This window comes from Pseudomonas sp. TE21394 (assembly GCF_054057835.1).
Genome location: NZ_JBSRZR010000001.1, coordinates 3098660 through 3123202, shown reverse-complemented (window position 1 = coordinate 3123202; position 24543 = coordinate 3098660). Strand labels below are relative to the sequence as shown.

The 24543-nt window shown below is 63.6% G+C and carries 17 protein-coding genes; 13 read left to right on the top strand and 4 right to left on the bottom strand.

The window, feature by feature from the left end; genetic code table 11:
• Positions 1 to 27: 27 nt before the first annotated feature.
• Positions 28 to 498: a Cys-tRNA(Pro) deacylase gene (gene ybaK, locus ACVWZT_RS14370; RefSeq protein ID WP_457469937.1), complete on the bottom strand. Its 471-nt coding sequence runs from the start codon at positions 496 to 498 to the stop codon at positions 28 to 30.
• A 303-nt stretch (positions 499 to 801) separates the two neighbouring features.
• On the opposite strand from ybaK, the gene ACVWZT_RS14365 reads away from it, so the two are divergent.
• The 4 genes from ACVWZT_RS14365 to glpD all read left to right on the top strand — a co-directional run bounded on the left by ACVWZT_RS14365 (position 802) and on the right by glpD (position 5936).
• Positions 802 to 1653, top strand: a complete 852-nt coding sequence (locus ACVWZT_RS14365; RefSeq protein WP_457469935.1) for an MIP/aquaporin family protein — start codon at positions 802 to 804, stop codon at positions 1651 to 1653.
• Positions 1654 to 1703: 50 nt separating this feature from the next.
• Positions 1704 to 3203, top strand: coding sequence for a glycerol kinase GlpK (gene glpK, locus ACVWZT_RS14360; protein WP_296229981.1), 1500 nt, complete (start codon positions 1704 to 1706; stop codon positions 3201 to 3203).
• A 185-nt stretch (positions 3204 to 3388) separates the two neighbouring features.
• Positions 3389 to 4144, top strand: coding sequence for a DNA-binding transcriptional repressor GlpR (glpR, locus tag ACVWZT_RS14355; RefSeq protein WP_186685127.1), 756 nt, complete (start codon positions 3389 to 3391; stop codon positions 4142 to 4144).
• Between the two features lie 253 nt (positions 4145 to 4397).
• Positions 4398 to 5936: a glycerol-3-phosphate dehydrogenase gene (gene glpD, locus ACVWZT_RS14350; RefSeq protein ID WP_457469933.1), complete on the top strand. Its 1539-nt coding sequence runs from the start codon at positions 4398 to 4400 to the stop codon at positions 5934 to 5936.
• An 18-nt stretch (positions 5937 to 5954) separates the two neighbouring features.
• On the opposite strand, the gene ACVWZT_RS14345 is transcribed toward glpD, so the two are convergent.
• The gene (locus ACVWZT_RS14345) at positions 5955 to 10139 is read right to left on the bottom strand and encodes an NEL-type E3 ubiquitin ligase domain-containing protein (RefSeq protein WP_457469931.1); all 4185 of its coding nucleotides are present in this window, start codon (positions 10137 to 10139) and stop codon (positions 5955 to 5957) included.
• Between the two features lie 444 nt (positions 10140 to 10583).
• On the opposite strand from ACVWZT_RS14345, the gene ACVWZT_RS14340 reads away from it, so the two are divergent.
• The 7 genes from ACVWZT_RS14340 (at position 10584) to ACVWZT_RS14310 (ending at position 17457) form a co-directional block, all read left to right on the top strand.
• Positions 10584 to 11501: a glutamate/aspartate ABC transporter substrate-binding protein gene (locus tag ACVWZT_RS14340; RefSeq protein WP_296229977.1), complete on the top strand. Its 918-nt coding sequence runs from the start codon at positions 10584 to 10586 to the stop codon at positions 11499 to 11501.
• A gap of 142 nt (positions 11502 to 11643) precedes the next feature.
• Entirely contained in the window at positions 11644 to 12390 is a 747-nt protein-coding gene (locus tag ACVWZT_RS14335; RefSeq protein WP_296229976.1) for an amino acid ABC transporter permease, read from the top strand.
• Positions 12391 to 13062, top strand: a complete 672-nt coding sequence (locus tag ACVWZT_RS14330) for an amino acid ABC transporter permease (RefSeq protein WP_296229975.1) — start codon at positions 12391 to 12393, stop codon at positions 13060 to 13062. It begins immediately after the preceding gene.
• A complete protein-coding gene (locus tag ACVWZT_RS14325; protein ID WP_003258023.1) occupies positions 13059 to 13793 on the top strand; it encodes an amino acid ABC transporter ATP-binding protein in 735 nt (244 codons plus the stop codon). Before ACVWZT_RS14330 ends, ACVWZT_RS14325 begins: the two co-directional genes overlap by 4 nt.
• Before the next feature lie 72 nt (positions 13794 to 13865).
• Positions 13866 to 15770, top strand: coding sequence for a two-component sensor histidine kinase AauS (gene aauS, locus ACVWZT_RS14320; protein WP_296229973.1), 1905 nt, complete (start codon positions 13866 to 13868; stop codon positions 15768 to 15770).
• A complete protein-coding gene (gene aauR / locus ACVWZT_RS14315; protein WP_296229971.1) occupies positions 15767 to 17095 on the top strand; it encodes a two-component response regulator AauR in 1329 nt (442 codons plus the stop codon). The genes aauS and aauR overlap by 4 nt, the downstream gene beginning before the upstream one ends.
• Before the next feature lie 26 nt (positions 17096 to 17121).
• The gene (locus tag ACVWZT_RS14310) at positions 17122 to 17457 is read left to right on the top strand and encodes a GlpM family protein (protein WP_457469926.1); all 336 of its coding nucleotides are present in this window, start codon (positions 17122 to 17124) and stop codon (positions 17455 to 17457) included.
• 42 nt (positions 17458 to 17499) lie between these two features.
• Here ACVWZT_RS14310 and ACVWZT_RS14305 read toward each other — a convergent pair whose 3' ends face one another.
• Entirely contained in the window at positions 17500 to 18495 is a 996-nt protein-coding gene (locus ACVWZT_RS14305; protein ID WP_296229967.1) for an alpha/beta fold hydrolase, read from the bottom strand.
• A 196-nt stretch (positions 18496 to 18691) separates the two neighbouring features.
• Here ACVWZT_RS14305 and metR point away from each other — a divergent pair, with 196 nt between their 5' ends.
• Entirely contained in the window at positions 18692 to 19609 is a 918-nt protein-coding gene (gene metR / locus ACVWZT_RS14300; RefSeq protein ID WP_225779011.1) for a transcriptional regulator MetR, read from the top strand.
• On the opposite strand, the gene ACVWZT_RS14295 is transcribed toward metR, so the two are convergent.
• Complete coding sequence (locus ACVWZT_RS14295) at positions 19593 to 20006, bottom strand: NUDIX hydrolase (protein WP_296229964.1); 414 nt, start codon at positions 20004 to 20006, stop codon at positions 19593 to 19595. The two genes, metR and ACVWZT_RS14295, sit on opposite strands and share 17 nt — an antisense overlap.
• Before the next feature lie 132 nt (positions 20007 to 20138).
• Here ACVWZT_RS14295 and ACVWZT_RS14290 point away from each other — a divergent pair, with 132 nt between their 5' ends.
• Positions 20139 to 24413, top strand: a complete 4275-nt coding sequence (locus tag ACVWZT_RS14290; RefSeq protein WP_457469923.1) for an Lhr family helicase — start codon at positions 20139 to 20141, stop codon at positions 24411 to 24413.
• Positions 24414 to 24543 lie beyond the last annotated feature (130 nt).

Genomic DNA, 24543 nt, shown 5'->3' with positions numbered 1-24543 from the left:
TGGGGCCGCCTTGCGGCCCCAGGTTTCTCAGCCCCGACCAATACCGGCAAACTGGCCCCGGGTATATTCGGCCAATACCGCCGCCGCCAGCTCTACCTCCAACCCACGCCGCCCAGCACTGACATGGATGGTTGCAAACTGCCGCGCCGAATCGTCGATAAAGGTGCGCAGGCGCTTCTTCTGCCCCAACGGGCTGATGCCACCCACCAGGTACCCGGTAGCCCGCTGTGCCACCGCCGGGTCGGCCATCTCGCACTTCTTCACCCCGGCAGCATGGGCCAGGGCCTTGAGGTCCAGCGTGCCGACCACCGGCACCACCGCCACCAGCAACTCGCCCTTCTCGCTGCTTGCCAGCAGGGTCTTGAACACCTGCTGCGGATCGAGTCCTAGTTTTTCCGCCGCCTCCAGGCCGTACGACGTCGACTTGGGGTCATGTTCGTAACTGTGCACACGGTGTTCCGCGCGGTGTTTCTTCAACAGGTCTAGGGCGGGGGTCATGCAGGGGCTCCGGTCAGAACGGCTCGGCGGCTACTTTAGGGTAATTCCCGCAGCGCAGCCAGCGTATGGCAAACGCGCCCGTCTAGCACGGCATCCGCACCTCAAACAATCAGCCATATCGTGACCGACCGTTCACTTTCGACCTTTGACATCAGCGTTTCTTGTCTATATTTTTTCGTTTCTGAATAAATGATGCCCTTTTAAGGTGCGTTTCCCACATCAGCCTGGGTTCAATGGGGATAGACTCCGGGCTTTGCTGTCGAGCGCCACGCGCCTCACAACAAAACAAAAACGAGGTCATACATGACGACTGCTCTACGCCAACCCACGCTGTCCAGCCAGTGCCTGGCCGAATTCCTCGGCACCGCCCTGCTCATCTTCTTCGGTACCGGCTGCGTCGCAGCGCTCAAGGTCGCGGGCGCCAGCTTCGGCCTGTGGGAAATCAGTATCATCTGGGGTGTAGGCGTCAGCATGGCGATCTACCTTACCGCCGGCATTTCCGGCGCACACCTGAACCCGGCAGTGAGCATTGCCCTTACCCTGTTCGCCGGTTTCGACAAGCGCAAGCTGCCCTTCTACATGTTGGCCCAGGTGTGCGGCGCATTCTGTGGCGCGGCGCTGGTCTACACCCTGTACAGCAACCTGTTCTTCGATTTCGAACAGGCCCACGCCATGTTGCGCGGCAGCGAAGCCAGCCTCGAACTGGCCTCGGTATTCTCCACCTACCCGCATCCGTCACTGTCCACTGGCCAGGCGTTCCTCGTCGAAGTGATCATCACCGCCGTGCTGATGGCCGTGATCATGGCCTTGACCGACGACAACAACGGCCTGCCGCGTGGCGCCATGGCTCCCTTGCTGATTGGCCTGTTGATCGCCGTGATCGGCAGCGCCATGGGCCCGCTGACCGGCTTCGCCATGAACCCGGCCCGTGACTTCGGGCCAAAACTCATGACCTTCCTGGCCGGCTGGGGCGAAATCGCCTTCACCGGCGGTCGGGACATGCCTTATTTCCTGGTTCCGGTGTTCGCACCGATAATTGGCGCCTGCCTGGGTGCCGCGACCTATCGCGGCCTGATCGCCCGGAACCTGCCGACAGCAGCCGCCATGGAAGCTGAGACAAACGACAATCGCCAGGGCGATACTCAAGTCAACTGATGCCGGCACCATGCCCGCCCTGACCCCCCAATTGCGCAAGGCCTACGACCATGAAAGACACCCAGGATAAGAACTACATCATCGCCCTGGACCAGGGCACCACCAGTTCACGAGCGATCATTTTCGACCGTGACGCCAACGTGGTGGGCACCTCCCAGCGTGAGTTCGCCCAGCACTACCCGCAGGCGGGCTGGGTCGAGCACGACCCGATGGAAATCTTTGCCACGCAGAGCGCAACCATGGTCGAGGCGCTGGCCCAGGCAGGCATCAGCCATGCCCAGGTGGCTGCGCTGGGTATCACCAACCAACGCGAAACCACCGTCGTGTGGGACAAGGAAACCGGCCGCCCGGTGTACAACGCGATCGTCTGGCAGTGCCGCCGCAGTACCGAGATCTGTGCCCAACTCAAGCGTGACGGCCATGAAGCCTACATCCGCGAGGCCACCGGCCTGGTCACCGACCCGTACTTCTCCGGTACCAAGCTGAAGTGGATCCTCGACAACGTCGAAGGTGCACGCGAACGTGCCGAGCGCGGCGAACTGCTGTTCGGCACGGTCGATACCTGGCTGATCTGGAAATTCTCCGGTGGCAAGGTACATGTGACCGACTACACCAACGCCTCGCGCACGCTGATGTTCAACATCCACAGCCTGCAGTGGGATGAGCGGCTTCTGGAGATCCTCGGCATCCCGCGGCAGATGCTGCCCGAAGTGCGCCCGTCCTCCGAGGTGTACGGCCACACGAAAAGCGGTATTGCCATCGCCGGTATTGCCGGCGACCAGCAATCGGCGCTGTTCGGCCAGATGTGCGTCGAACCGGGCCAGGCCAAAAACACCTATGGCACCGGCTGCTTCCTGCTGATGAACACCGGCGACCAGGCGGTAAAGTCGTCCCATGGCCTGCTTACCACCATCGCCTGTGGTCCGCGCGGCGAGGTGGCCTACGCCCTGGAGGGCGCGGTGTTCAACGGCGGCTCCACCGTGCAGTGGCTGCGTGACGAGCTGAAGATCGTCAACGATGCGCTGGATACCGAATATTTCGCCAGCAAGGTCAAGGACAGCAATGGCGTGTACCTGGTGCCGGCCTTCACCGGCCTGGGTGCACCGTACTGGGACCCGTATGCCCGCGGCGCGCTGTTCGGTCTGACCCGTGGCGTGAAGGTGGACCACATCATCCGCGCCGCGCTGGAGTCGATCGCCTACCAGACCCGCGACGTGCTTGATGCCATGCAGCAGGATTGCGGCCAGCGCCTTTCCGAGCTGCGCGTGGATGGCGGCGCAGTGGCCAACAACTTCCTCATGCAGTTCCAGGCCGACATCCTGGGCACTTGCGTGGAACGCCCGAAAATGCGCGAAACCACTGCGTTGGGTGCGGCCTACCTGGCGGGCCTGGCCTGTGGATTCTGGAGCGGCCTGGACGAGTTGCGCGACAAGGCCATCATTGAGCGCGAGTTCAGTCCGCAGCTGGATGAAGCGCAGAAGGAGAAGCTGTATGCCGGCTGGAAAAAGGCGGTCGAGCGCACGCGCGACTGGGAAGACCACGAGGCTTGATTGCCCATCAACAGGATGACGCGGTCTCTGTAGCAGCGGGTCTGGTGTCGCGATAGGGCCGCGCAGCGGCCCCGCCCTTTCAGCTTTGCAGCTATGCTCCACGGCCAGCCCGACAGTCCACTGGCCGTAGTTCGCGTCCTGCGGCATCATTGCAGCATTTGTCCGGCAGCCCCAAAGGACCGCCCATGAATCTGCCCCCTCGCCAACAACAAATTCTCGAACTGGTACGCGAACGCGGTTACGTCAGTATCGAGGAAATGGCGCAGCTGTTCGTCGTCACTCCGCAGACTATCCGCCGTGATATCAACCAGCTTGCCGAACTCAACCTGCTACGCCGTTACCACGGCGGCGCCGCCTATGATTCGAGCATCGAGAACACCGCCTACGCCATGCGCGCCGACCAGATGCGCGACGAGAAGCAACGCATCGCCGAAGCCGTGGCTCGGCAGATTCCCGACCATGCCTCGCTGTTCATCAACATCGGCACCACCACCGAATCCATCGCCCGCGCACTGCTCAACCACAACCACCTGAAAGTCATCACCAACAACCTGCATGTCGCCGCCATACTTGCCGCCAAGGATGATTTCGAAGTTCTGGTGGCGGGGGGCACGGTGCGTCGCGATGGCGGCGTGGTCGGCCAGGCCAGTGTCGACTTCATCAACCAGTTCAAGGTCGACTTTGCCCTGGTGGGCATCAGCGGCATCGACGAAGACGGCAGCCTGCTCGACTTCGATTATCAGGAAGTGCGGGTTTCCCAGGCCATCATCGCCAATGCCCGGCAAGTGATTCTCGCCGCCGACTCCAGCAAGTTCGGGCGCAATGCCATGGTACGCCTGGGCTCGATCAGCCTGGTCGACTGCCTGGTGACCGACCAGGCGCCAACCCCCGCGCTGACGCAACTGCTGAACCAGTACAAGATCCGCCTCGAGGTGGTGTGAGGGCCACTGAGCGCATGCCATGAGCCTTTATGTCGCCTGTTAGTGCGAACGCCGCCCGCGCGGCGCTTGTTTTTACAGGCGCTGCAAAACCCAAACCGATCGCCAACATCTTCGTAAATGTTCACTTTATTGTCATCTGATCAGTTTTTTCTATAAAGACTGACTGGCGACCGCCTTTCCATTGCGCTAGTATTTTCGAAAACGAACATCAATGTTCATATTCGATGTGAACAGTGCCCAGGAGGCCTTGCCCGTGTCCCAGCCCGTTTCGTCCCAGCCCCCGCTCGCCGACTGCTATGACCTCGCCGTGATCGGCGGCGGCATCAATGGCGTGGGCATCGCTGCCGACGCCGCCGGGCGCGGCCTCAAGGTATTCCTCTGCGAGAAGGACGACCTGGCCCGGCACACCTCCTCGGCCAGCAGCAAATTGATCCACGGCGGCTTGCGCTACCTGGAGCACTATGAATTCCGCCTGGTGCGCGAAGCATTGGCCGAACGCGAAGTGCTGCTGGGCAAAGCCCCGCACATCGTCAAGCCGATGCGCTTCGTGCTGCCGCACCGCCCGCACCTGCGGCCGACCTGGATGATCCGCGCCGGCCTGTTCCTCTACGACCACCTGGGTAAGCGCAAGCGCCTGGGTGCATCGCGCAGCCTGCGCTTCGCCCCGGGCTATCCGCTCAAGCCGGCTATCACCCGCGGCTTCGAGTACGCCGACTGTGCGGTCGATGACGCCCGCCTGGTGGTGCTCAACGCCATGGCGGCGCGCGAACACGGCGCGCATATCCACACCCGTACCCGCTGCTTGCGCGCCGAACGCGTGGACGGCCTGTGGCAGGTGCAACTGCAACATGCCGATGGCAGCCTGCAGAGCATTCATGCCCGCGCCCTGGTCAACGCCGCTGGCCCATGGGTAGCCAGTTTCATCAAGGACGACCTCAAGCTCGATGCTCCTTACGGCATCCGCCTGATCCAGGGCAGCCACATCATCGTGCCGCGCCTGTATGACGGCGAGCATGCCTATATCCTGCAGAACGAAGATCAACGTATTGTCTTCTGCATTCCATACCTGGAGCGCTTCACCCTGATCGGCACCACCGACCGCGAGTACAGCGGTGACCCGGCCAAGGTAGCGATCACCGAGGAAGAAACCGACTACCTGCTCAAGGTCGTCAACGAACATTTCAACCAGCCGTTGAACCGTTCCGACATCCTGCACACTTACTCGGGGGTGCGCCCGTTGTGCAACGACGAGTCGGACAACCCGTCGGCGGTGACCCGCGACTACACCTTGGCGTTGTCGGCCAGCCCTGGCCAGGCACCGCTGTTGTCGGTATTCGGTGGCAAGCTGACTACTTACCGCAAGCTGGCCGAATCGGCCATGGCCGAGCTGAAGCCGTTCTTCGAAAAAATGCGGGGCAGCTGGACAGCCACAGCACCGCTGCCGGGCGGCGAGCAAATGAGTACAGCGCAAGCACTGGTAGACCAGCTGTTGGCCCGCCACGGCTGGCTGGCGGTGGATATCGCCAAGCGCTGGGCGGTCACTTACGGCAGCCGCGTGTGGCAATTGCTCGATGGCGTCAACGGCCCCGAAGACCTCGGCCAGGCGATCGGGGGCGGCTTGTTCGGCCGCGAAGTCGACTACCTGTGCGAGGTCGAATGGGCCACGGAGGCCGACGATATTCTCTGGCGCCGGACCAAGCTTGGGTTGTTCACCAGCGAGGCCGAACAACGGGCATTGCGCGAATACCTTCAGCTCAGCCAGGCGCAGGGCGGCCAAGGCCGCGCCGCTTGAGGGACTGCTGCCGGAAGTTCAGTCTTCCGGCAACCCATGGGCGGCACGGGCCAATGTGCGAATCAGCCGCCGTTCAGCTTCAAGCAGCTCATCCCGGAGCTCATTGCTGCCCATCAGATAAACCAACTCGCCAGTGTCCTCGGCACGCGCTTCGAGCTGCGCCAGGCGTTCATAAAAGGGCTCTACCAAGCGCTCGAACCGATCAGCGTGGCGCCGCCTCACATGCGCCTCCCAGAAGTCCTGGGTAGCCAACGCTTCGCTGAGCGCCGTGGGGTTTTCGGCCCGCCTCACCTGGATACGCGCTGCGTTGAGGTCGGCATTGCTTACACCGCTGTGGCTGCGGTAGTGCATCGAGCGCGGTTGCGGTGGTAATTGCAACGTGTCGGCCAGATTCACCCGGTATGTCAGGTAAACTTCAAGTTCATCGACGAACAACCCGGGCTCAGCGGTCATTCGCTGCACGTGGCGGGCTGCGATCCGATCGAGCTGATCCAGGCGGTACAGGGAACGCCCGAGCCGAACCAGGGCAGCCTGTGCACCTTCGTCAGGCAAGTCGCGGGTCAGCTTGACCACCGAAGCACGTGTTTCGAGCTGGCTGAGCGTCCACAGCAGGCGATCCTCACACGTACGCGGCCCACTGGCTTGTGCAAACAGCACGCTACGCACGTCAGTATCGTATGCACAGGCTTCGATAATTTCCCACACCCGCGCCCGATAATAACCAGGGTGACGTGCCAGATCGGAGGAATGAGCGAGATCAGCGAGAAAGCGGAAAAAGTCACGGGCTCCCGGCTCCTCCTGCAGCCCGGTCCAAAGTGCCTCGCGGTGAGCGCGCAGCGCCCCGGTGGCGCCTGCCAGCCATTGCTGGCGGATTGTCTCGTCAACCAGCGCATGGCGGTAGGACAGCCCTCGCCCCCCTTCCTGCGACGACGCTGAGCTATCGCTGAGTTCCGACTCGTTGAAATCCTCCAGCGCGTTGTCGTGCAAGGCCATGCGCCGAATGCGCTCGCGCAAGCCAACGAGCTCCACGCGCAACTGGCGCAACTGGTTATCTCGAAAATCAGTAAAACCGCGCCATGGAGTCTGCACCCTCGCAGGCAGATCCTCCAGGCCAGTGTTGCGCAACGACAGCTCGCGCAACCTCGGCAGCCCACTGACAGTGGGTGCCTGGCCAAGCGGATTGTTATCCAGATGCAAGCGCTCCAGGCGCGTCAGGGCCGATAGACGTGCGTCACCCTGCGCATCAAGGACGATTCGATTGTGGCTCAGACGTAACTCACGCAGCTTGACAAGCCCCTCCACCCCAACAGGAATCATCGACAGCCGATTGCCGCGCAAGTCCAGTTCAACCACGTTGGGGAAGCGGCTGACAAAGGCTTGCTGCAATTCTTCAAGCCCCAGGCCTCGCAAGGTCAGCTGGGTGACATGAGAAAAATCCAGGCCAGGTGGCAGCTCGGGCAAGCTGCCCACTCGGGCGCCTTCGACATGCAGAATATAGCCATCCTCTGTGCCCATATTGCTTTTGCGCCGCCAGCAACGACGCAGCCGGCTAGCCAGGCGTCTGCGGCGCAAGCGATCCAGTGGTCCGCCTGCCTGCTGCTCCCAACGGCGCAAGCTTTCCCGCAAGGCCGCCAATTGTGTACGCAGCGCAGCGAAGTGCCCCCAGGGCTCTATGCCACGCGCGCGCAGGTCTGCAAGGAACCTGTCGTATTGCGCATCGCTCATGGTTGGATAGATCTGCCGTATCCCCCGCCGCAACGCTTGGCCAGAGCTCTCGGCGCGTCCGCTCAGCGGGTAGCCCGCACGTCCGTCACCCAGTCGCACCAGAGGCCGAACTCGACCTAACGGTGGTGCCAGGCCGATCATGGCCGCGGTGCTGTCGCGCGATTGCGCCGCTTGGCGGGCCAGGTCCATGTGCCATTGTCCGGCTGCGTCGGTTTCGCTGTGCGCCCCCTCGACCAAGGCTTGCAAGGTTGCCAGCAGATCGCCCGGAGCTTGGCCTGACTGTTCAATTCGATATCGGTCGGCCTGCTTGACGATGACTAGCAGTCGCGATGCATCAGGCTCGCCGCTGGATGCGAGCTTTACCCCACTACCATGTGCCTCGCGGATTTCCACGCGGGTGTCTGCAGGCCATTTGCCGCTTCTGTAGCAAAGCGCCAACGCCAGACGCTCGCAGTCGTCGTTGACTGCTTGCGCCTGTAGCAATCCTGCACAGGCACGGTCCAGCCGGCTATCTCGCACAGCCCAACGTGCCTGCTCGGCAAGTGCCAACGGCACACGTTTTCGCTCGATCAGGCGCTCTACCAGGGCGTCGTCCGCCAGTTCGAGCAGCTCATTGGCGCAGCGCGAGGTCAGCCCGGGAAAATCCCGCATGAGCAGGAGCGCGCCCTCTTGCGCGTGCGGTTGACGTAGCGCAAAGAGCTCCTCGAAGGCAGCGCCTTTGACCCTTGGAAATTGCTCGTGCAGACGAAACCGCAGCAGGGCGTCAAGCAGGCGTGCTGGAGGCTTTGCGCCTTCCAGGTGCAAGCGTCTCAGGCGCGCCTGATCATGACCGGTGATCAACGACAACTTCTCGGCAAGCTCGTCCGGTACCTCGGCCAAGGCACTGCCCAGGCGGCGCAGCAGATGCCCGCTACCTTGCCAATGGTGAGGGCTCTCCAGGTCATGCCGCCAGCCTCCGACCTCGTTGTGCTCCAACACGATCGGCTGCGCTTCGCTACGCGACGGGTGGCACAGCACCCAACCTTCGGCGCGTTCCTCGACGACATAGGTGGCGTCATGCAGGCGCATGCGCTGTACGCCCTCCAACGTCTCGCGCTGGCCAATTCCCAGGTCGCTGTCGGGCAAGGCATACCCTGGTAAGTCCGTTTGACACAAACGTATCGCACCATCGGATGTGCACACCGGCGTCAGGGCGTCGACAGCCGCTACACGCCTGAGCGCATTGCCTGCCAGTTCAGCGCCCGCAGCGAACACAGCGCCGCCGACCACGACTTCGGCGACCGCAAACATATGCTCCAGCGCTGCCTGGCGATCACCGATCTGCCAATCCTTGTATCCCTCATAGATATCTTCCACGACCTGCTCGGCTGTGAGGGCAAGCATCATCCAGCCCAGTGCAGGCACGAACAGGCCGGCAAGGCCGAGCAGGTCGAGGCCAAACTGTTTGTATGCGGTCAAGCGTCGACGGCGGTCCAGTTCATCCACCGCTTCGGTGGGTACCGCCAGCACCGCTGCATCGTCAAACCATTTTGCCAACTGCTGACTGCGCAAATGGGCGAACAATGGCGTATCCAGCGCCAGGTTCCGGCCATCGAGCTCAGAAGCTTCGGGCCCGGCTGCGTGGCGTTTTTTCAATGAATAACTGAATTCAACCCGGTCGCGCTCGCCGATAAAGCGACTGAAATAACGAGCGTAGTCCTGGCTTCGCAGCTTTTGGCACAGCGCCTGGTACAACGAAGCCCAGCCGTCATGGCGTTGCACCGGCGTCTGTGGCTCATTTGGCAGCCAGGCGATGACGCTGTCGACCTCTTCCATCCCGGAAAGCCGGACTTCAACAGTCACCACTCCCTGGACAGGCTTACCCAGCAGGTACAATTGCCGTGGAATCACTGTGGCCGTATCTGCCGGCACGATCGGTTTGGCAGCGCACAGTGGCAACATGCGCAGGTAGCTGCGCTCGTCAATATGCCCCTTCAGCAGCGCAAGGCGCACGGCGACCTCCAACCGTGCGCGCAACGATTCTTCCAGCAGCCTGTCGACCGATTCCCGTGCTGCATCCGGGTTGCCAGGTTGCAGCTTCTGGCGCAGCAAAGCCTGGTAACGCTGGCCGATGTCCAGCTGCCGACAAAGATGAGCGAAGCGCTCGAAACTCATATTCAACGGTGCTTTGTCGGGCCCTAGTAGCCTTGCCTCGCGAAAGATGCTGGGCGTTGTCTCGCTTTCGTGAAAGTTCTGCAGGGCTGCCGACAGCAGATCATGGGCCATCACCTGTTTCACCTGGGGGGGCGGCAACCTCGGCGAGGCGGTGGGCAGCGTGATCAACGTGACGACCTTCAATGTCGACTTGTTCACGTCGATACCGTTCAAAGGCGTCCCTGCCAGTGCCTGCTGCAGCAGCCCGCTGGCGAACGTGTCGAGAGAGGGAATGGCATGCCGCAACTGGGCGACCTGATGGTCAATGGCCTGTTCGTGCAACATGGCACGACGGAGTGCGAGCAAGTGGTCTTGCGAGGCCGCGCAGATCCAGGCTGGCAGGCCACGGGCGATCAGGGCGTCAACGGAGTCGGAGCGAATCAACTGAGGCATTGGTGGATCTCTTGACAAAAGAAGCCCAGCAGAGCACCCACGCGCCGCAACCAAACGGTAATTAAGTCTTGCTGCCGGCCATTCCCTTTGCGCACCCAATCGGATTACCGAACGAGACGTTTCAACCCATACGGATTTCCGAACGCATGGTTACGCCTCAGCTCGCCTAAAAAGGTTCATCCGCTTGTTTTATCAAGGGGTATGATCGATATCGGGAGCTTGGCACGACTCATGCTCTACACTTGGAGCCGAATGCACTCGCTTCTTGCTGTATTCGTTGAACGAAGAGTCCGCCAACGGCTCCATAAAAAAAACAAACACGTCGAGGAAAATTTGATGCGCATCGTTCGTCAATTGCTGGGCGCCGCCATCGCGGCTGCCGTGATCGCTTCGCCGGCCATGGCCGAAGAGCTGACCGGCACCCTGAAGAAGATCAAGGACTCGGGCACCATCACCCTGGGCCACCGCGACTCCTCCATCCCGTTTTCCTACCTGGCCGGCAAACCCGAGCCTGTGGGCTACTCGCATGACATCCAGCTGGCTGTCGTCGAGGCCCTGAAGAAGCAACTGGGTACGGACATCAAGGTCCGCTACAACCTCGTCACCTCCCAGACCCGCATCCCGCTGGTGCAGAACGGCACTGTGGACCTCGAGTGCGGCTCTACCACCAACAACGTCGAGCGCCAGCAGCAAGTCGGCTTCTCGGTCGGCATCTTCGAAGTCGGTACCCGTCTGCTGACCAAGGTCAAGGATGGTCAGCCAGCCTACAAGGACTTCGCGGACCTGGCCGGCAAGAACGTGGTGACCACCGCCGGTACCACCTCCGAACGCATCCTCAAGGCGATGAACGCCGACAAGCAGATGAAGATGAACGTGATTTCCGCCAAGGACCACGGTGAAGCCTTCAACATGCTGGAAAGCGGCCGTGCCGTAGCCTTCATGATGGACGACGCCCTGCTCGCCGGCGAAATGGCCAAGGCGCGCAAGCCGTCGGACTGGGTCATCACCGGTACCCCTCAGTCGTACGAAATCTATGGCTGCATGGTGCGCAAGGATGACGCAGCGTTCAAGAAAGCGGTGGATGACGCCATCATCGCTTACTTCAAGTCGGGCGAAGTCAACAAGAGCTACGACAAGTGGTTCCAGCAGCCGATCCCGCCAAAGGGCCTGAACCTGCAGTTCCCGATGAGCGAAGAGCTGAAGAAACTGATCGCCGAGCCGACCGACAAAGCCGCCGACGAGAAGAAATCCTGACCCCCAGCCTGTGGCCTGTAGCGCTGCAAAGCGCGAATTAAACCGGCAGGCCACCCGTTAGTGTCTAACCTTTCATCCGAGGGCGGTGTGCCCTCGGATGTTGGAAGGTGCCCGTGAAACAACCGTCTGAGGGGAAATCCCGATGAATTACAACTGGGACTGGGGCGTGTTCTTCAAGTCCACCGGCGTGGGCAGCGAAACCTATCTGGACTGGTACATCACCGGTCTGGGCTGGACCATCGCCATTGCCATCTCTGCCTGGATCATCGCCTTGCTGCTGGGTTCGATCCTGGGCGTCATGCGTACCGTGCCGAACCGTCTGGTATCAGGCATCGCCACCGCCTATGTCGAACTGTTCCGCAACGTGCCGCTGCTGGTGCAACTGTTCATCTGGTACTTCCTGGTGCCAGACCTGCTGCCAGAGGGCCTGCAGGAATGGTTCAAGCAGGACCTCAACCCGACCACTTCGGCGTTGATCAGCGTAGTCATCTGCCTGGGCCTGTTCACCGCCGCCCGTGTCTGCGAACAAGTGCGAACCGGTATCCAGGCGCTGCCCCGCGGCCAGGAAGCCGCTGCCCGCGCGATGGGCTTCAGCCTGCCGCAGATCTACACCAATGTGCTGCTGCCGCAAGCCTACCGGATCATCATTCCGCCGCTGACCTCGGAATTCCTGAACGTGTTCAAGAACTCCTCGGTGGCGTCCCTGATCGGCCTGATGGAGCTGCTGGCACAAACCAAGCAGACCGCCGAATTCTCGGCCAACCTGTTCGAGGCCTTCACCCTGGCCACGCTGATCTACTTCACCCTGAACATGGGCCTGATGCTGCTGATGCGCATGGTCGAGAAGAAAGTCTCGGTGCCCGGCCTGATTTCCGTAGGGGGCAAATAAATGGACATGGATTTCAGCGAAATCATCCCGGCCCTGCCCGCCCTGTGGGAAGGCATGGTCATGACCCTGCAATTGATGATCATGGGCGTGATCGGCGGCATCGTGCTGGGAACCATACTGGCCCTGATGCGCCTGTCGTCGAACAAGCTGCTGTCGAACCTGGCCGGTGCCTACGTCAACTACTTCCGCTCGATCCCGTTGCTGCTGGTCATCACCTGGTTCTACCTGGCGGTACCGTTCGTGCTGCGCTGGATCACCGGCGAGGACACCCCGGTCGGGGCCTTCACCTCGTGCGTGGTGGCATTCATGATGTTCGAGGCCGCGTACTTCTGCGAAATCGTCCGTGCCGGCGTGCAGTCGATCTCCAAGGGCCAGATGGGCGCGGCCCAGGCACTGGGCATGACCTACGGCCAGACCATGCGCCTGATCATCCTGCCCCAGGCCTTCCGCAAGATGACCCCGCTGCTGCTGCAGCAGAGCATCATCCTGTTCCAGGACACCTCGCTGGTATATACCGTGGGCCTGGTGGACTTCCTCAACTCGGCACGCTCCAACGGTGACATCATCGGGCGCTCCCATGAGTTCCTCATCTTCGCCGGGGTCGTGTATTTCCTCATCAGCTTCTCCGCTTCGTGGCTGGTCAAGCGCCTGCAAAAAAGGATCGCCGTATGATTTCCATCAAGAACGTCAACAAGTGGTACGGGGACTTCCAGGTACTGACCGACTGCAGCACCGAGGTCAAGAAAGGTGAAGTGGTGGTAGTCTGCGGCCCGTCGGGCTCGGGCAAGTCCACCCTGATCAAGTGCGTCAACGCCCTGGAGCCGTTCCAGAAAGGTGACATCGTGGTCGACGGCACCTCGATCGCCGACCCCAAGACCAACCTGCCCAAGCTGCGTTCACGGGTTGGCATGGTGTTCCAGCATTTCGAGCTGTTCCCGCACCTGTCGATCACCGAGAACCTGACCATCGCCCAGCGCAAGGTGCTTGGCCGCAGCGAGGCGGAAGCGACCAAGAAGGGCCTGGCCCTGCTCGACCGCGTCGGCCTCGGTGCCCACGCCAAGAAGCACCCCGGCCAGCTTTCCGGTGGCCAGCAACAGCGCGTGGCGATCGCCCGCGCCCTGTCGATGGACCCGATCGTCATGCTGTTCGACGAGCCGACCTCGGCGCTGGACCCGGAAATGGTCAACGAAGTACTGGACGTGATGGTCGAGTTGGCCCATGAGGGCATGACCATGATGTGCGTGACCCACGAAATGGGCTTCGCCCGCAAAGTGGCCAACCGCGTGATCTTCATGGACAAGGGCAACATCATCGAGGACTGCCAGAAGGAAGACTTCTTCGGTAACCCGAGCGCCCGCCACGAGCGTACCCAGCACTTCCTCAGCAAGATCCTGCAGCATTGATTTTGCTTCATTGAACCGGTCGGCGCCGCTGCCCTTTCCGGCAGTGGCGCTGGTCGTGACAAGGCCACTGTGATGAAATGCGATCCTTCGCTTCTTCTCCCTGCCAAGCCTGCCGTGAAATCCCGCCTGCTTCGTCAATTGCTGTTGCCGCCGCTGATCATCCTGTTGATGGTCGGCCTGGGGTTGGCTGGCTACCTGATCAGCGAGAGCAACGGCATCCGCATCCTCAGCGAAAATGGCGAGCGCCAGCTGGAGCTGCACGCACGCACGGTCGAAAGCGAAATCAGCAAGTACACTTACCTGCCGAGCCTGCTCGAACTGGAAGACAGCGTCTCGCAGTTGCTCACCGACCCTGACGGCGGTTCGCGTCAGACCGTCAACGAATACCTCGAAGGCCTGAACCGGCGCAGCCGCAGTCGGGCTATCTTCGTGCTCGACACCAATGGCCGGGTGCAGGCCACCAGCAACTGGCGTGATGCCGACTCGTTCCTCGGCGAGGACCTGTCGTTCCGCGCCTATTTCCAGACTGCCGTACGCGGCGAGCCCGGGCGCTTCTACGGCATCGGCAGCACCACCGGCGAAGCCGGCTACTACTTGGCCCATGGCCTGGAAGAGCACGGCAAGATCATTGGCGTGGCCGTGATCAAGGTGCGCCTGGATACTCTCGAAGAGCGCTGGCAACGTGCCCGCCTGGAAGCGTTCGTCAGCGACGAGAACGGCATCATCATCCTTTCCAGCGACCCGGCGCGGCGCCTGAAGTCGGTGCGCCCGCTGACCCCACAGATCAAGGAGCGGCTGGCGCGCAGCCTGCAATACTACTGGTGGCCGCTGAACGAGTTGCAACCGCTGGCCCGGGAAATCCTGGCCGATGGCGTGGAAAAACTGACCTTCCCGGCCAACAGCGAAACCGCACAGGGCAAGACCCGCGAGATGGCCTACCTGGCCCAGACCCGGCGCCTGGCCGATACACCCTGGCACTTCACCCTGCTGACCCCGTTGCAGGACCTGCGCCGCGAATCCATGGTGCAGGGTATCCTGGTGGGCGTGGCGTTCGCCCTGCTGGCGATCCTCGGCATTGCCTGGAACGAGCGACGCAAGGTGATCGCCACCCGCCTGGCAGCCCGCGAGGCGCTGCAGGAAGCCAACAGCCAGCTGGAGCGACGGATTGCCGAGCGCACCGCCGACTTGCGCGCCAGCAACGAACGCCTGAAGGGCCAGATTCGCGAGCGCCGGCATGCCGAGCAGACCCTGCGCCACGCCCAGGATGAACTGGTACAGGCTGGCAAGCTGGCCGCCATCGGGCAGATGTCCACCAGCATTGCCCATGAACTGAACCAGCCGCTGGCGGCGCTGCGCACCTTGTCCGGCAACACCGTGCGCTTCCTCGAGCGCGGGGCGCTGGAAACCGCGAGCACCAACCTGCGCACCATGAACGACCTGATCGACCGCATGGGCCGCATCACCGCCAGCCTGCGCTCGTTTGCCCGACGCAGCGACGACAGTGGCCAGGCCTCGCTGGCCAAGGCGGTCGACGCCACCCTGCAAGTGCTGGCCAACCGCATCAGCGCCTGCCACCTGCAGGTGCACAGCCAGTTCGAGGATCAGCAACTGGCGATTGACCAGACCCGCCTGGAACAGATACTGGTCAACCTGATCGGTAATGCCCTGGATGCCATGGCGGCGCAGCCATTGCCGCAATTGTGGCTCGAAGGTGAACTGCAGGGTGACAAGTACCGTTTACAGGTGCGCGACAACGGCCATGGCATCGACAGCGAGGCGCGCAAGCACCTGTTCGAACCTTTCTTCACCACCAAACCGGGCGAACACGGCCTGGGCCTGGGCCTGACCCTGTCGGCGAGCCTCGCCGCCGCCGCCAAGGGCAGTCTCAACGTCGAGCATCCCGCCAGCGGCGGTACGGCCTTCATCCTGGCCCTGCCACTGGTCTCCCCCCCTAGCGAACCGGCAGAGCACCCATGAACCAAGCGCCCCTTACCGTCCTGATCGTCGAAGACGACCCGCATGTGCTGCTCGGCTGCCAGCAGGCGCTGGCCCTGGAAGACATCGCCTGTGAAGGCGTAGGCAGCGCCGAGCAGGCGCTGGAACGCATCGGCGACGACTTCGCCGGCATCGTCGTCAGCGATATCCGCCTGCCGGGCATAGATGGCCTGGAGCTACTCAACCGTCTCAAGGCCCGCGACCGCAGCCTGCCGGTGGTGCTGATCACCGGCCACGGCGATATCGACATGGCCGTCGGTGCCATGCGCAACGGTGCCTACGACTTCATGGAGAAGCCATTTTCTCCCGAGCGGCTGGTCGACGTGGTGCGCCGCGCCCTCGAACAGCGCGGGCTGTCGCGTGAAGTGGTGGCGCTGCGTCGCCAGCTGGCGGAGCAAAGCAGCCTCGAGGGGCGCATCATCGGCCGCTCGCCGGCCATGCAACAGCTGCGCGAGCTGATTGCCAACGTGGCCGATACCTCGGCCAACGTGCTGATCGAAGGCGAAACCGGCACCGGCAAGGAACTGGTCGCCCGCTGCCTGCACGATTTCAGCCGCCGCCACGGCCAGCCGTTCGTGGCCCTGAACTGTGGTGGACTGCCGGAGAACCTGTTTGAAAGCGAGATTTTCGGCCACGAGGCCAACGCCTTCACCGGTGCCGGCAAACGGCGCATCGGCAAGATCGAACACGCCAATGGTGGCACGCTGTTCCTCGACGAAGTGGAAAGCATGCCGATCAACCTGCAGATCAAGCTGCTGCGCGTGCTGCAGGAACGCACCCTGGAGCGGCTGGGTTCGAACCAGAGCATTGCGGTGGATTGCCGGGTGATCGCTGCGACCAAGTCCGACCTGGATGCCATGGGCCAGAGCGGCCAGTTCCGCAGCGACCTGTACTACCGGCTGAACGTGGTGACCCTGGAGTTGCCGCCGTTGCGCGAGCGCCGCGAAGATATCCTGCAACTGTTCGAACACTTCCTGCAGCAGTCGGCCCTGCGTTTCGACCGTGAGATACCGACGCTGGACAGCCAGACCCTGTCGCGCCTGATGGCGCACGACTGGCCGGGCAATGTGCGCGAGTTGCGCAACGTGGCCGAACGCTATGCCCTTGGCCTGCCGGCGTTCAAGAAGGGCCCCAGCGGCGGCGCCAGCCAGGGCTTGGGCTTTGCCGAGGCGGTGGAAGCGTTCGAGCGCAACCTGCTCAGCGATGCGCTGCAACGTACAGGCGGCAACCTCAGCCAGGCCAGCCAGGAGCTGGGCATGGCCAAGACCACGCTGTTCGACAAAGTGAAGAAATACGGCCTCGGCTGACCTCAAACCGCAACGGGAAAGACAACGTGGATCTGCTTTTCAAGGCCGCACTCGGTGCGGGTGTGGTAGTGCTGCTGGCAGTGCTGTCAAAAACGCGCAACTACTACATCGCCGGGCTGGTACCGCTGTTTCCCACCTTTGCCCTGATCGCCCATTACATCGTCGGCAAGGGGCGCAGTATCGCCGACCTGAAGACCACCATCCTGTTTGGCATGTGGTCGATCATTCCGGACTTCGTGTACCTGGCGACCTTGTATGTACTGGTCGACCGCATGCGCCTGGAGGCCTCGCTGGCCCTGGCCACGATAGCCTGGCTGATGGCCGCGACCGTGCTGGTGACCTTGTGGGTGCGGATGCACTGACGCAGGCCTTGCAGGAGCGCACCAGCATTGAAGGATGGAAATTCACAGCCCTGCGATGTGCGTGACATCCTGCCGGTGCGCCTGCAGGTAGGGCAACACCGCCCCCAGCAACGGCGCCTTGAACGGCTCCTGGAAGCGGTGCGCCAATCCTGGTATCAAACGCAACTGGCTACCTTGAATATGTGCCGCCAGATGCACGCCATGCATCACTGGCAGCAGTGGATCGGCGGTGCCGTGCACCACCAAAGTAGGCAGCCGTAGCTGGTTGAGCAGCTCGACACGGCTCGGCTCGGCCAGTATCGCCATGATCTGACGCTTGGCCCCCTCGGGGTTGAAGGCGCGGTCGTAGGCCTCCGCCGCCTGTTGCAGCAAGGCGGCACGGTCATCTGCCACCTCAGGGCTGCCCAACGCAGCCAGCAGGTCGGCCTGCTGCTCGATGGCCACTTCGCGGCTCGCTGCGCTGCGCCGGGCCAGCAGTTGCACCAACGCCGGAGCCGGCGCCGGCAACCCCGCCGCCCCGGAACTGGACATAACCAGCGTCAGGCTGCGTACACGCCCCGGCGCCATGGCTGCCAGGTGCTGGGCGATCATGCCACCCATGCTGACCCCCAACACATGGAACTGGCGCACCCCCAGTGCGTCCATCAGGTGCAAGCCGTCGTCCGCCATGTCGCTCAGGGTATAGGGCGCAGCCACCGGTAGCCCCAGCTTGTAACGCAGCAGTTCGACCGTGAGGTTGGCCGACGCTGGCAGCTGGTTCCAGCGTGACAGGCCGACATCGCGGTTGTCGTAGCGAATCACCCGAAAACCCTGGCGGCACAACGCCTCGACCACGTCGTCCGGCCAATGGATGAGCTGCCCGCCCAGGCCCATGACCAGCAGCAAGGCAGGGTCGCGGGGCGCGCCGACGCTCTGGTAGACCAGGCTCACCGCCCCCAGCTCGGCGCGCTGCACCGGCACCCGGGCATCACAGTGCTGCTCGGCGAAGCCAGCAGGTACGCCGAGCACGAAGAAAACAAATAGCCAAAAAGCCCGCATGAAAGAAATACCAGAATGCAGATCCCCAGTAGAGCGCGATTCTGATGAATTCTGTTCGGGCGCGCTGCCACAGTTCGGTGACAGTTTGATGACGCCCGCCAGGCGGTGTGACCAATCGCCCGGTCGACAGCGTTTGCAACATGAGGGAAACTCAACTCATACCTTGTCTTCCCAAATAGAATCACCGGAGTCGGCTGTGCTGGAGATCCGTCACCTGAAAACCCTTCATGCCCTGCGCGAGGCCGACAGCCTGGTGGAGGCGGCCGAACGCCTGCATCTGACGCAGTCCGCACTTTCGCACCAGTTCAAGGAGCTGGAAGAGCGCCTGGGCATGCCGCTGTTCGTGCGCAAGACCAAGCCGATCCGCTTCACCAGCGCCGGGCTGCGCCTGCTGCAACTGGCCGATGCCACCCTGCCGCTGCTGCGTGGCGCCGAACGGGACATCGCCCGCCTGGCCGGCGGCACCGCCGGGCGCCTGCACATGGCCATCGAATGCCACAGCTGCTTCCAGTGGCTGATGCCGACCATCGACCAGTTCCGGGATGCCTGGCCGGAAGTGGAACTGGACCTCGCCTCCGGCTTTGCCTTCGCCCCGCTGCCGGCCCTGGCCCGTGGCGACCTCGACCTGGTGGTGACCTCCGACCCGGTGGACCTGGCGGGTATCACCTACGTGCCACTGTTCACCTACGAGGCGATGCTGGCGGTGGCCAACCAGCATCCATTGGCCAGCAAGCCCTATATCGTGCCGCAGGACCTGCTCGACCAGACGCTGATCACCTACCCGGTAGAGCGTGACCGCCTGGATATCTTCACCCGCTTTCTGGAGCCAGCCGACATCGAGCCGGCCGCCGTACGCACCTCGGAGCTGACGGTGATGATGATGCAACTGGTGGCCAGCGGCCGGGGCGTGTGTGGCATGCCGCACTGGGCGCTGCACGAATACAGCTCGCGCGGCTACGTCAAGGGCAAGCGCCTGGGCGAAAAAGGCCTGTTCGCCACGCTTTATGCCGCGGTGCGCACCGACATGCTCGATGCGCCGTACATGCGTGACTTCCTGTTGACCGCCAAGGACACCTCGTTCGCCACCCTCGATGGCGTCAGCGCGGTGCGTTGAGCGCCTGGTGGTACATCGGCAGGATCAGGTCGCGGGTCAAGGGGGCCAGCGGCATGGTGGGTGTCTGGTCAGCGGCCAGCCATGCCACCTCTTCGATTTCTGCAGCCGGGACCACGGCTGCGGCGCTGTCGACACGGAACAGTTCGGCCTGCACCTCGAAGCCGGGCTCGTTGGCGGCTGGGGCGCTGAACTGGCCCAGGTGCACCGCCTGGGCCGGGTCGATGCGCAGGCCCAGTTCCTCATGCAGCTCGCGCACCAGGGCCTGAACCGGGGTTTCGCCAGCATCGATCTTGCCGCCGGGTTGCATGAAGGCCTGGGTGCCGCGCTTGCGTACCAGCAGGGTACGGCCCTGGGGGTCGATGAGCAGGGCGGCGGCGATGCGGATGGTGTTGGGCATGGGTTCGGCTCACTTGAATCAGGGGCCGGGGAGAATCCCATGGGGCGGTTGTACTGACAAGGCCAAGGTTTCCTCTACCGGCCTGACGAACGGCCCCTTGCCAACCCGCCCCGCACCCGCCATAACCACCACATGAACCTGCCCGCCAAACACCACCCGGTGCTCGAACGGTTCCACCCCGCCGTGCGCACCTGGTTCCGTCGTCACTTCGCCACGGTGACCGATGCCCAGGCACAGGCCTGGCCGTTGATCCATGCAGGCCAGTCAATGCTGCTGGCGGCGCCGACCGGCTCAGGCAAGACCCTCAGCGCATTCCTGGCCGTGCTCGACGAACTGTTCCGCCAGGGCCTGGAGCACCAGGGCGGGCTGCCTGCACAGACCCAGGTGGTTTACGTTTCGCCCCTGAAGGCGCTGTCCAACGATATCCGCCTGAACCTGCAGGCCCCGCTCGAAGGCATCAGCCAGGCCCTTGTCGAACAGGGCCTCAGCGCCCCGCGCATCACCACGGCCGTGCGCACCGGCGATACGCCACAAAAGGAACGCGCCGCCATGCGCAGGCTGGCACCGCACATCCTGGTGACCACACCCGAATCGCTCTACGTGCTGATGGGCTCGGCTTCGGGCCGCGAGGGCCTGGCCAGCGTGCACACGGTGATCGTCGATGAGATCCACGCCTTGGCTGGCAACAAGCGCGGCGCCCACCTGGCATTGACCCTGGAGCGTATGCAGGCCCTGTGCCGGCGACCACTGCGGCGCATCGGCCTGTCGGCCACGCAACGCCCGGTCGAGCGGGTGGCGCAATTCCTGGTCGGCACCGGGCGTCCCTGCGCACTCGTCGATGTTGGCCATGCACGGCAGCGCGACCTGGCCATCGAAGTGCCTCCGGTACCGCTTGGCGCGGTAATGGCCACCGATGTCTGGGGTCTGGTCTACGACCGCCTGGCCGCGCTGGCACGGCAGCACCGTACCACCCTGGTGTTCGTCAATACCCGGCGCCTGGCCGAACGCATCACTCGCCACCTCAGCGATCGGCTAGGCAAGGAGGCGGTGGCCGCGCACCACGGCAGCCTGGCCAAGGAGCTGCGCCTGGATGCGGAGCAACGCTTGAAACGTGGCCAGTTGCAGGTGCTGGTGGCCACCGCGTCGCTGGAGCTTGGCATTGACATCGGCGACATCGACCTGGTCTGCCAGATCGCCTCGCCAGGCTCGATCGCGGCCTTCCTGCAGCGGGTTGGCCGCGCCGGCCACCAGGTTGATGGCGTGCCCAAGGGGCGACTGTTCCCGACCTCGCGCGATGACCTGATCGAATGCGTAGCCCTGCTCGACTGCGTCCGCCGCGGCGAGCTGGACGAACTCCATATTCCCCGGGCGCCACTGGACGTACTCGCCCAGCAGATCGTTGCCGAGGCCAGCAACCAGGCGTGGCACGAACAGGCCTTGTACGACTGCCTGCGCCAGGCCACGCCCTACGCCGAACTTGACCTGCAACACTACCAGGGCCTGCTGCGCATGCTCGCCGAAGGCTATAACGGCCGTCAGGGCGTACGCAGCGCCTACCTGCACCGCGACGCGGTCAGCGGCACCTTGCGCGGTCGCCGTGGCAGCCAGCTGACCGCTCTGACCAGTGGCGGCACCATCCCCGACAATGCCGACTACGCCGTGTTGCTCGAGCCACAGGCGCTGAACATCGGCAGCGTCAACGAAGACTTTGCCGTGGAAAGCATCGCCGGCGATATCTTCCAGCTCGGTAACGCCTCCTATCGCATCTTGCGCGTGGAACCGGGCCGGGTGCGGGTGGAAGATGCGCAAGGCCTGCCGCCGACCATTCCGTTCTGGCTGGGCGAGGCGCCCGGGCGAAGTGACGAGCTGTCTGCCGCAGTGGCACGGCTGCAGGCGCAGATCGACCAGCGCCTGGCGCAGGCCGGCGGCAACCTGGCCGCAGTGCTGGCGTGGTTGCAGGAAACCTTCGACCTGGGCGAGGACTGCGCCAGCCAGCTGCTGGACTACCTGGCCCGCACCCGTGAAGTGCTGGGTGCCTTGCCCTCGCAGGAGACGCTGGTGATGGAGCGCTTCTTCGATGAATCCGGCGGTACCCAGCTGATCATCCATTCCCCCTATGGCAGCCGCATCAACCGCGCCTGGGGCCTGGCGCTGCGCAAGCGCTTCTGCCGTACTTTCAACTTCGAGTTGCAGGCAGCCGCCAGCGAGGACGCCATCGTGCTGTCGCTGTCCACCAGCCACAGTTTCGAGCTGGACGAGGTGTGGCGTTACCTGAACAGCCGCAGCGCCGAACCGATCCTCGTCCAGGCCCTGCTCGATGCGCCGTTGTTCGGCGTACGCTGGCGCTGGAACGCCAGCGTGGCCATGGCCTTGCCGCGCTTCGTCGGCGGCCGCAAGGTGGCGCCACAGATCCAGCGGATAAAGAGCGAAGACCTGGTAGCCGCCGTGTTCCCCGACCAGATCGCCTGCCTGGAAAACATCGCCGGCGAGCGGCAGATTCCCGATCACCCGCTGGTCGAGCAAACCCTGGATGACTGCCTGCACGAAGCGATGGACAGCGAAGGCTGGCTGGCACTGCTACGGCGCATGGAAAGCGGCTCGGTGCGCCTGCTGTGCCGCGACCTGCCGGCGCCTTCGCCGCTGGCTTCGGCCATTCTCAATGCCCGGCCCTATGCCTTCCTGGATGACGCCCCGCTGGAAGAACGGCGTACCCAGGCCGTGCTCAGTCGGCGCTGGAACGAGGTACACAGCGGCGACGACCTGGGCGCGCTGGATGCCGAGGCGATTGCTGCGGTGGCCGCGGAGGCTTGGCCGCAGCCCGCTAATGCCGACGAAATGCATGAAGCGTTGATGGGGCTGGGCGCCATCAGCCAGGACGAAGTGCGGGAAAACGCCAGTTGGGACATGCTATTGCGCCAGTTGGCCAGAGCCGGGCGGGCCATGCGCCTGGTAGAAGAAGGGCTGTGGCTGGCGCGCGAACGCTTGAGCCTGTTGCACACGCTGTACCCCGGTGCCCGGCTGGAGCCGGCGCTGGCGGTTTTACCCGGCTTCGCTCAGGCTACCGACGCGGACGACGCGCTTGCCGAACTGCTGCGCGCCCGTCTCAGCGGCCACGGCCCGCTGACCCAGGCACAGATCGCCGCACCGCTGGGCAAGCCGGCGCAGGCCATCGAACAGGCCCTGGCCCGTCTGGAAGCCGAAGGCTATGTACTGCGCGGCCATTTCAGCCCGGGCACAAGCGACCTGCAGTGGTGCGAGCGCCATTTGCTGGCGCGCATCCACCGCTACACGGTCAAACGCCTGCGCCGGGAAATCGAGCCGGTCAGCCTGCAGGACTTCATGCGCTTTCTGTTCGACTGGCAGCACATGGCCGATGGCCACCGCCTGCGCGGACCGGCCGCCGTTGCCGAGGTGCTGGGCCAGCTGCAAGGCTTTCCGAGCGCGGCTGGCGCCTGGGAGGCTGAACTGCTGCCGGCCCGCATCGAGGACTACAGCCCGCACTGGCTCGACGATGCCTGCCGCAGCGGGCAGTTTGCCTGGAGCCGCCTGGCGACGACGGTGTCGAGCAGTACCTTGTCCAGCACGCCGCTGGTGCTGCTACCACGCCAGCACCTGAACGTATGGCGCAGCCTCGCCCCGGTGCCCGCCCTGGAAAGCCTCGGCGCGCGGGCGCAACGCGTGCACGAAGTATTGCAGGCACACGGCGCGCTGTTCTTCGAGGAACTGATCCAGGATGCCCACCTGCTGCCCAGCGAACTCGAGACGGCCCTGCAGGAGCTGGTGGGCGCCGGTCTAGCCGGGGCAGACAGCTTCACCGGCCTGCGCAGCCTGATCACCCCGGCGGCGAAGCGCACATCCCGCAACAGCCGACGTGGCCACCCGCCGCTGTCCAGCAGCATGTCCGATGCCGGGCGCTGGGCCTTGTTGCGCCGCGGTGAAGTGGAAGAAAGCCAGCGCCTGGAGCACATCGCCCGGGCCCTGTTGAGACGCTATGGTGTGGTCTGCTGGCGCCTGCTGGACCGCGAAAGCGACGTGCTGCCGCCATGGCGCGAGCTGCTGCGTTGCTACCACCGGCTCGAGGCGCGCGGCGAGATTCGTGGCGGGCGCTTCATCGCCGGGCTGGCGGGGGAACAGTTCGCCTTGCCGGAGGCGGTAGCGCAGCTGCGCCAGGTACGCCGCCGCGAGCAGGACGGGGCGCTGGTAGCAGTGAGTGCCAGTGACCCGTTGAACCTGATCGGGTCATTGTTGCCGGGGGCGAAGGTGCCGGCGGTCACTGGCAACCGCCTGCTGTATCGCGATGGGGTAGCGGTGGCAGTACGGGTGGCCGGACGCTATTCGTTCCTGGTCGAGGCGCCAGCCCAGGAGCAGGAAAGCTGGCGGCAGAAACTGCTGCGCGCCCCGCGTTGAAGCGTTGCCAGGACCAATCTGCAGCGACGCGGGAATGCTTCTCGCTACCTCGATTTAATTTTGCACAGCCTTGCAACTTGGCTATGGTCGGGGTTTGCCCAGGCCCCGAGCCTGACCGCGCCATCGCAAG

Excerpts from the sequence above, each read along its gene's own strand:
- ybaK (WP_457469937.1), bottom strand. The coding sequence starts at position 498 with ATGACCCCCGCCCTAGACCTGTTGAAGAAACACCGCGCGGAACACCGT.
- ACVWZT_RS14365 (WP_457469935.1), top strand. The coding sequence starts at position 802 with ATGACGACTGCTCTACGCCAACCCACGCTGTCCAGCCAGTGCCTGGCC.
- glpK (WP_296229981.1), top strand. The coding sequence starts at position 1,704 with ATGAAAGACACCCAGGATAAGAACTACATCATCGCCCTGGACCAGGGC.
- glpR (WP_186685127.1), top strand. The coding sequence starts at position 3,389 with ATGAATCTGCCCCCTCGCCAACAACAAATTCTCGAACTGGTACGCGAA.
- ACVWZT_RS14345 (WP_457469931.1), bottom strand. The coding sequence starts at position 10,139 with ATGTTGCACGAACAGGCCATTGACCATCAGGTCGCCCAGTTGCGGCAT.
- ACVWZT_RS14340 (WP_296229977.1), top strand. The coding sequence starts at position 10,584 with ATGCGCATCGTTCGTCAATTGCTGGGCGCCGCCATCGCGGCTGCCGTG.
- ACVWZT_RS14335 (WP_296229976.1), top strand. The coding sequence starts at position 11,644 with ATGAATTACAACTGGGACTGGGGCGTGTTCTTCAAGTCCACCGGCGTG.
- ACVWZT_RS14330 (WP_296229975.1), top strand. The coding sequence starts at position 12,391 with ATGGACATGGATTTCAGCGAAATCATCCCGGCCCTGCCCGCCCTGTGG.
- ACVWZT_RS14325 (WP_003258023.1), top strand. The coding sequence starts at position 13,059 with ATGATTTCCATCAAGAACGTCAACAAGTGGTACGGGGACTTCCAGGTA.
- aauS (WP_296229973.1), top strand. The coding sequence starts at position 13,866 with ATGAAATGCGATCCTTCGCTTCTTCTCCCTGCCAAGCCTGCCGTGAAA.
- aauR (WP_296229971.1), top strand. The coding sequence starts at position 15,767 with ATGAACCAAGCGCCCCTTACCGTCCTGATCGTCGAAGACGACCCGCAT.
- ACVWZT_RS14305 (WP_296229967.1), bottom strand. The coding sequence starts at position 18,495 with ATGCGGGCTTTTTGGCTATTTGTTTTCTTCGTGCTCGGCGTACCTGCT.
- ACVWZT_RS14295 (WP_296229964.1), bottom strand. The coding sequence starts at position 20,006 with ATGCCCAACACCATCCGCATCGCCGCCGCCCTGCTCATCGACCCCCAG.
- ACVWZT_RS14290 (WP_457469923.1), top strand. The coding sequence starts at position 20,139 with ATGAACCTGCCCGCCAAACACCACCCGGTGCTCGAACGGTTCCACCCC.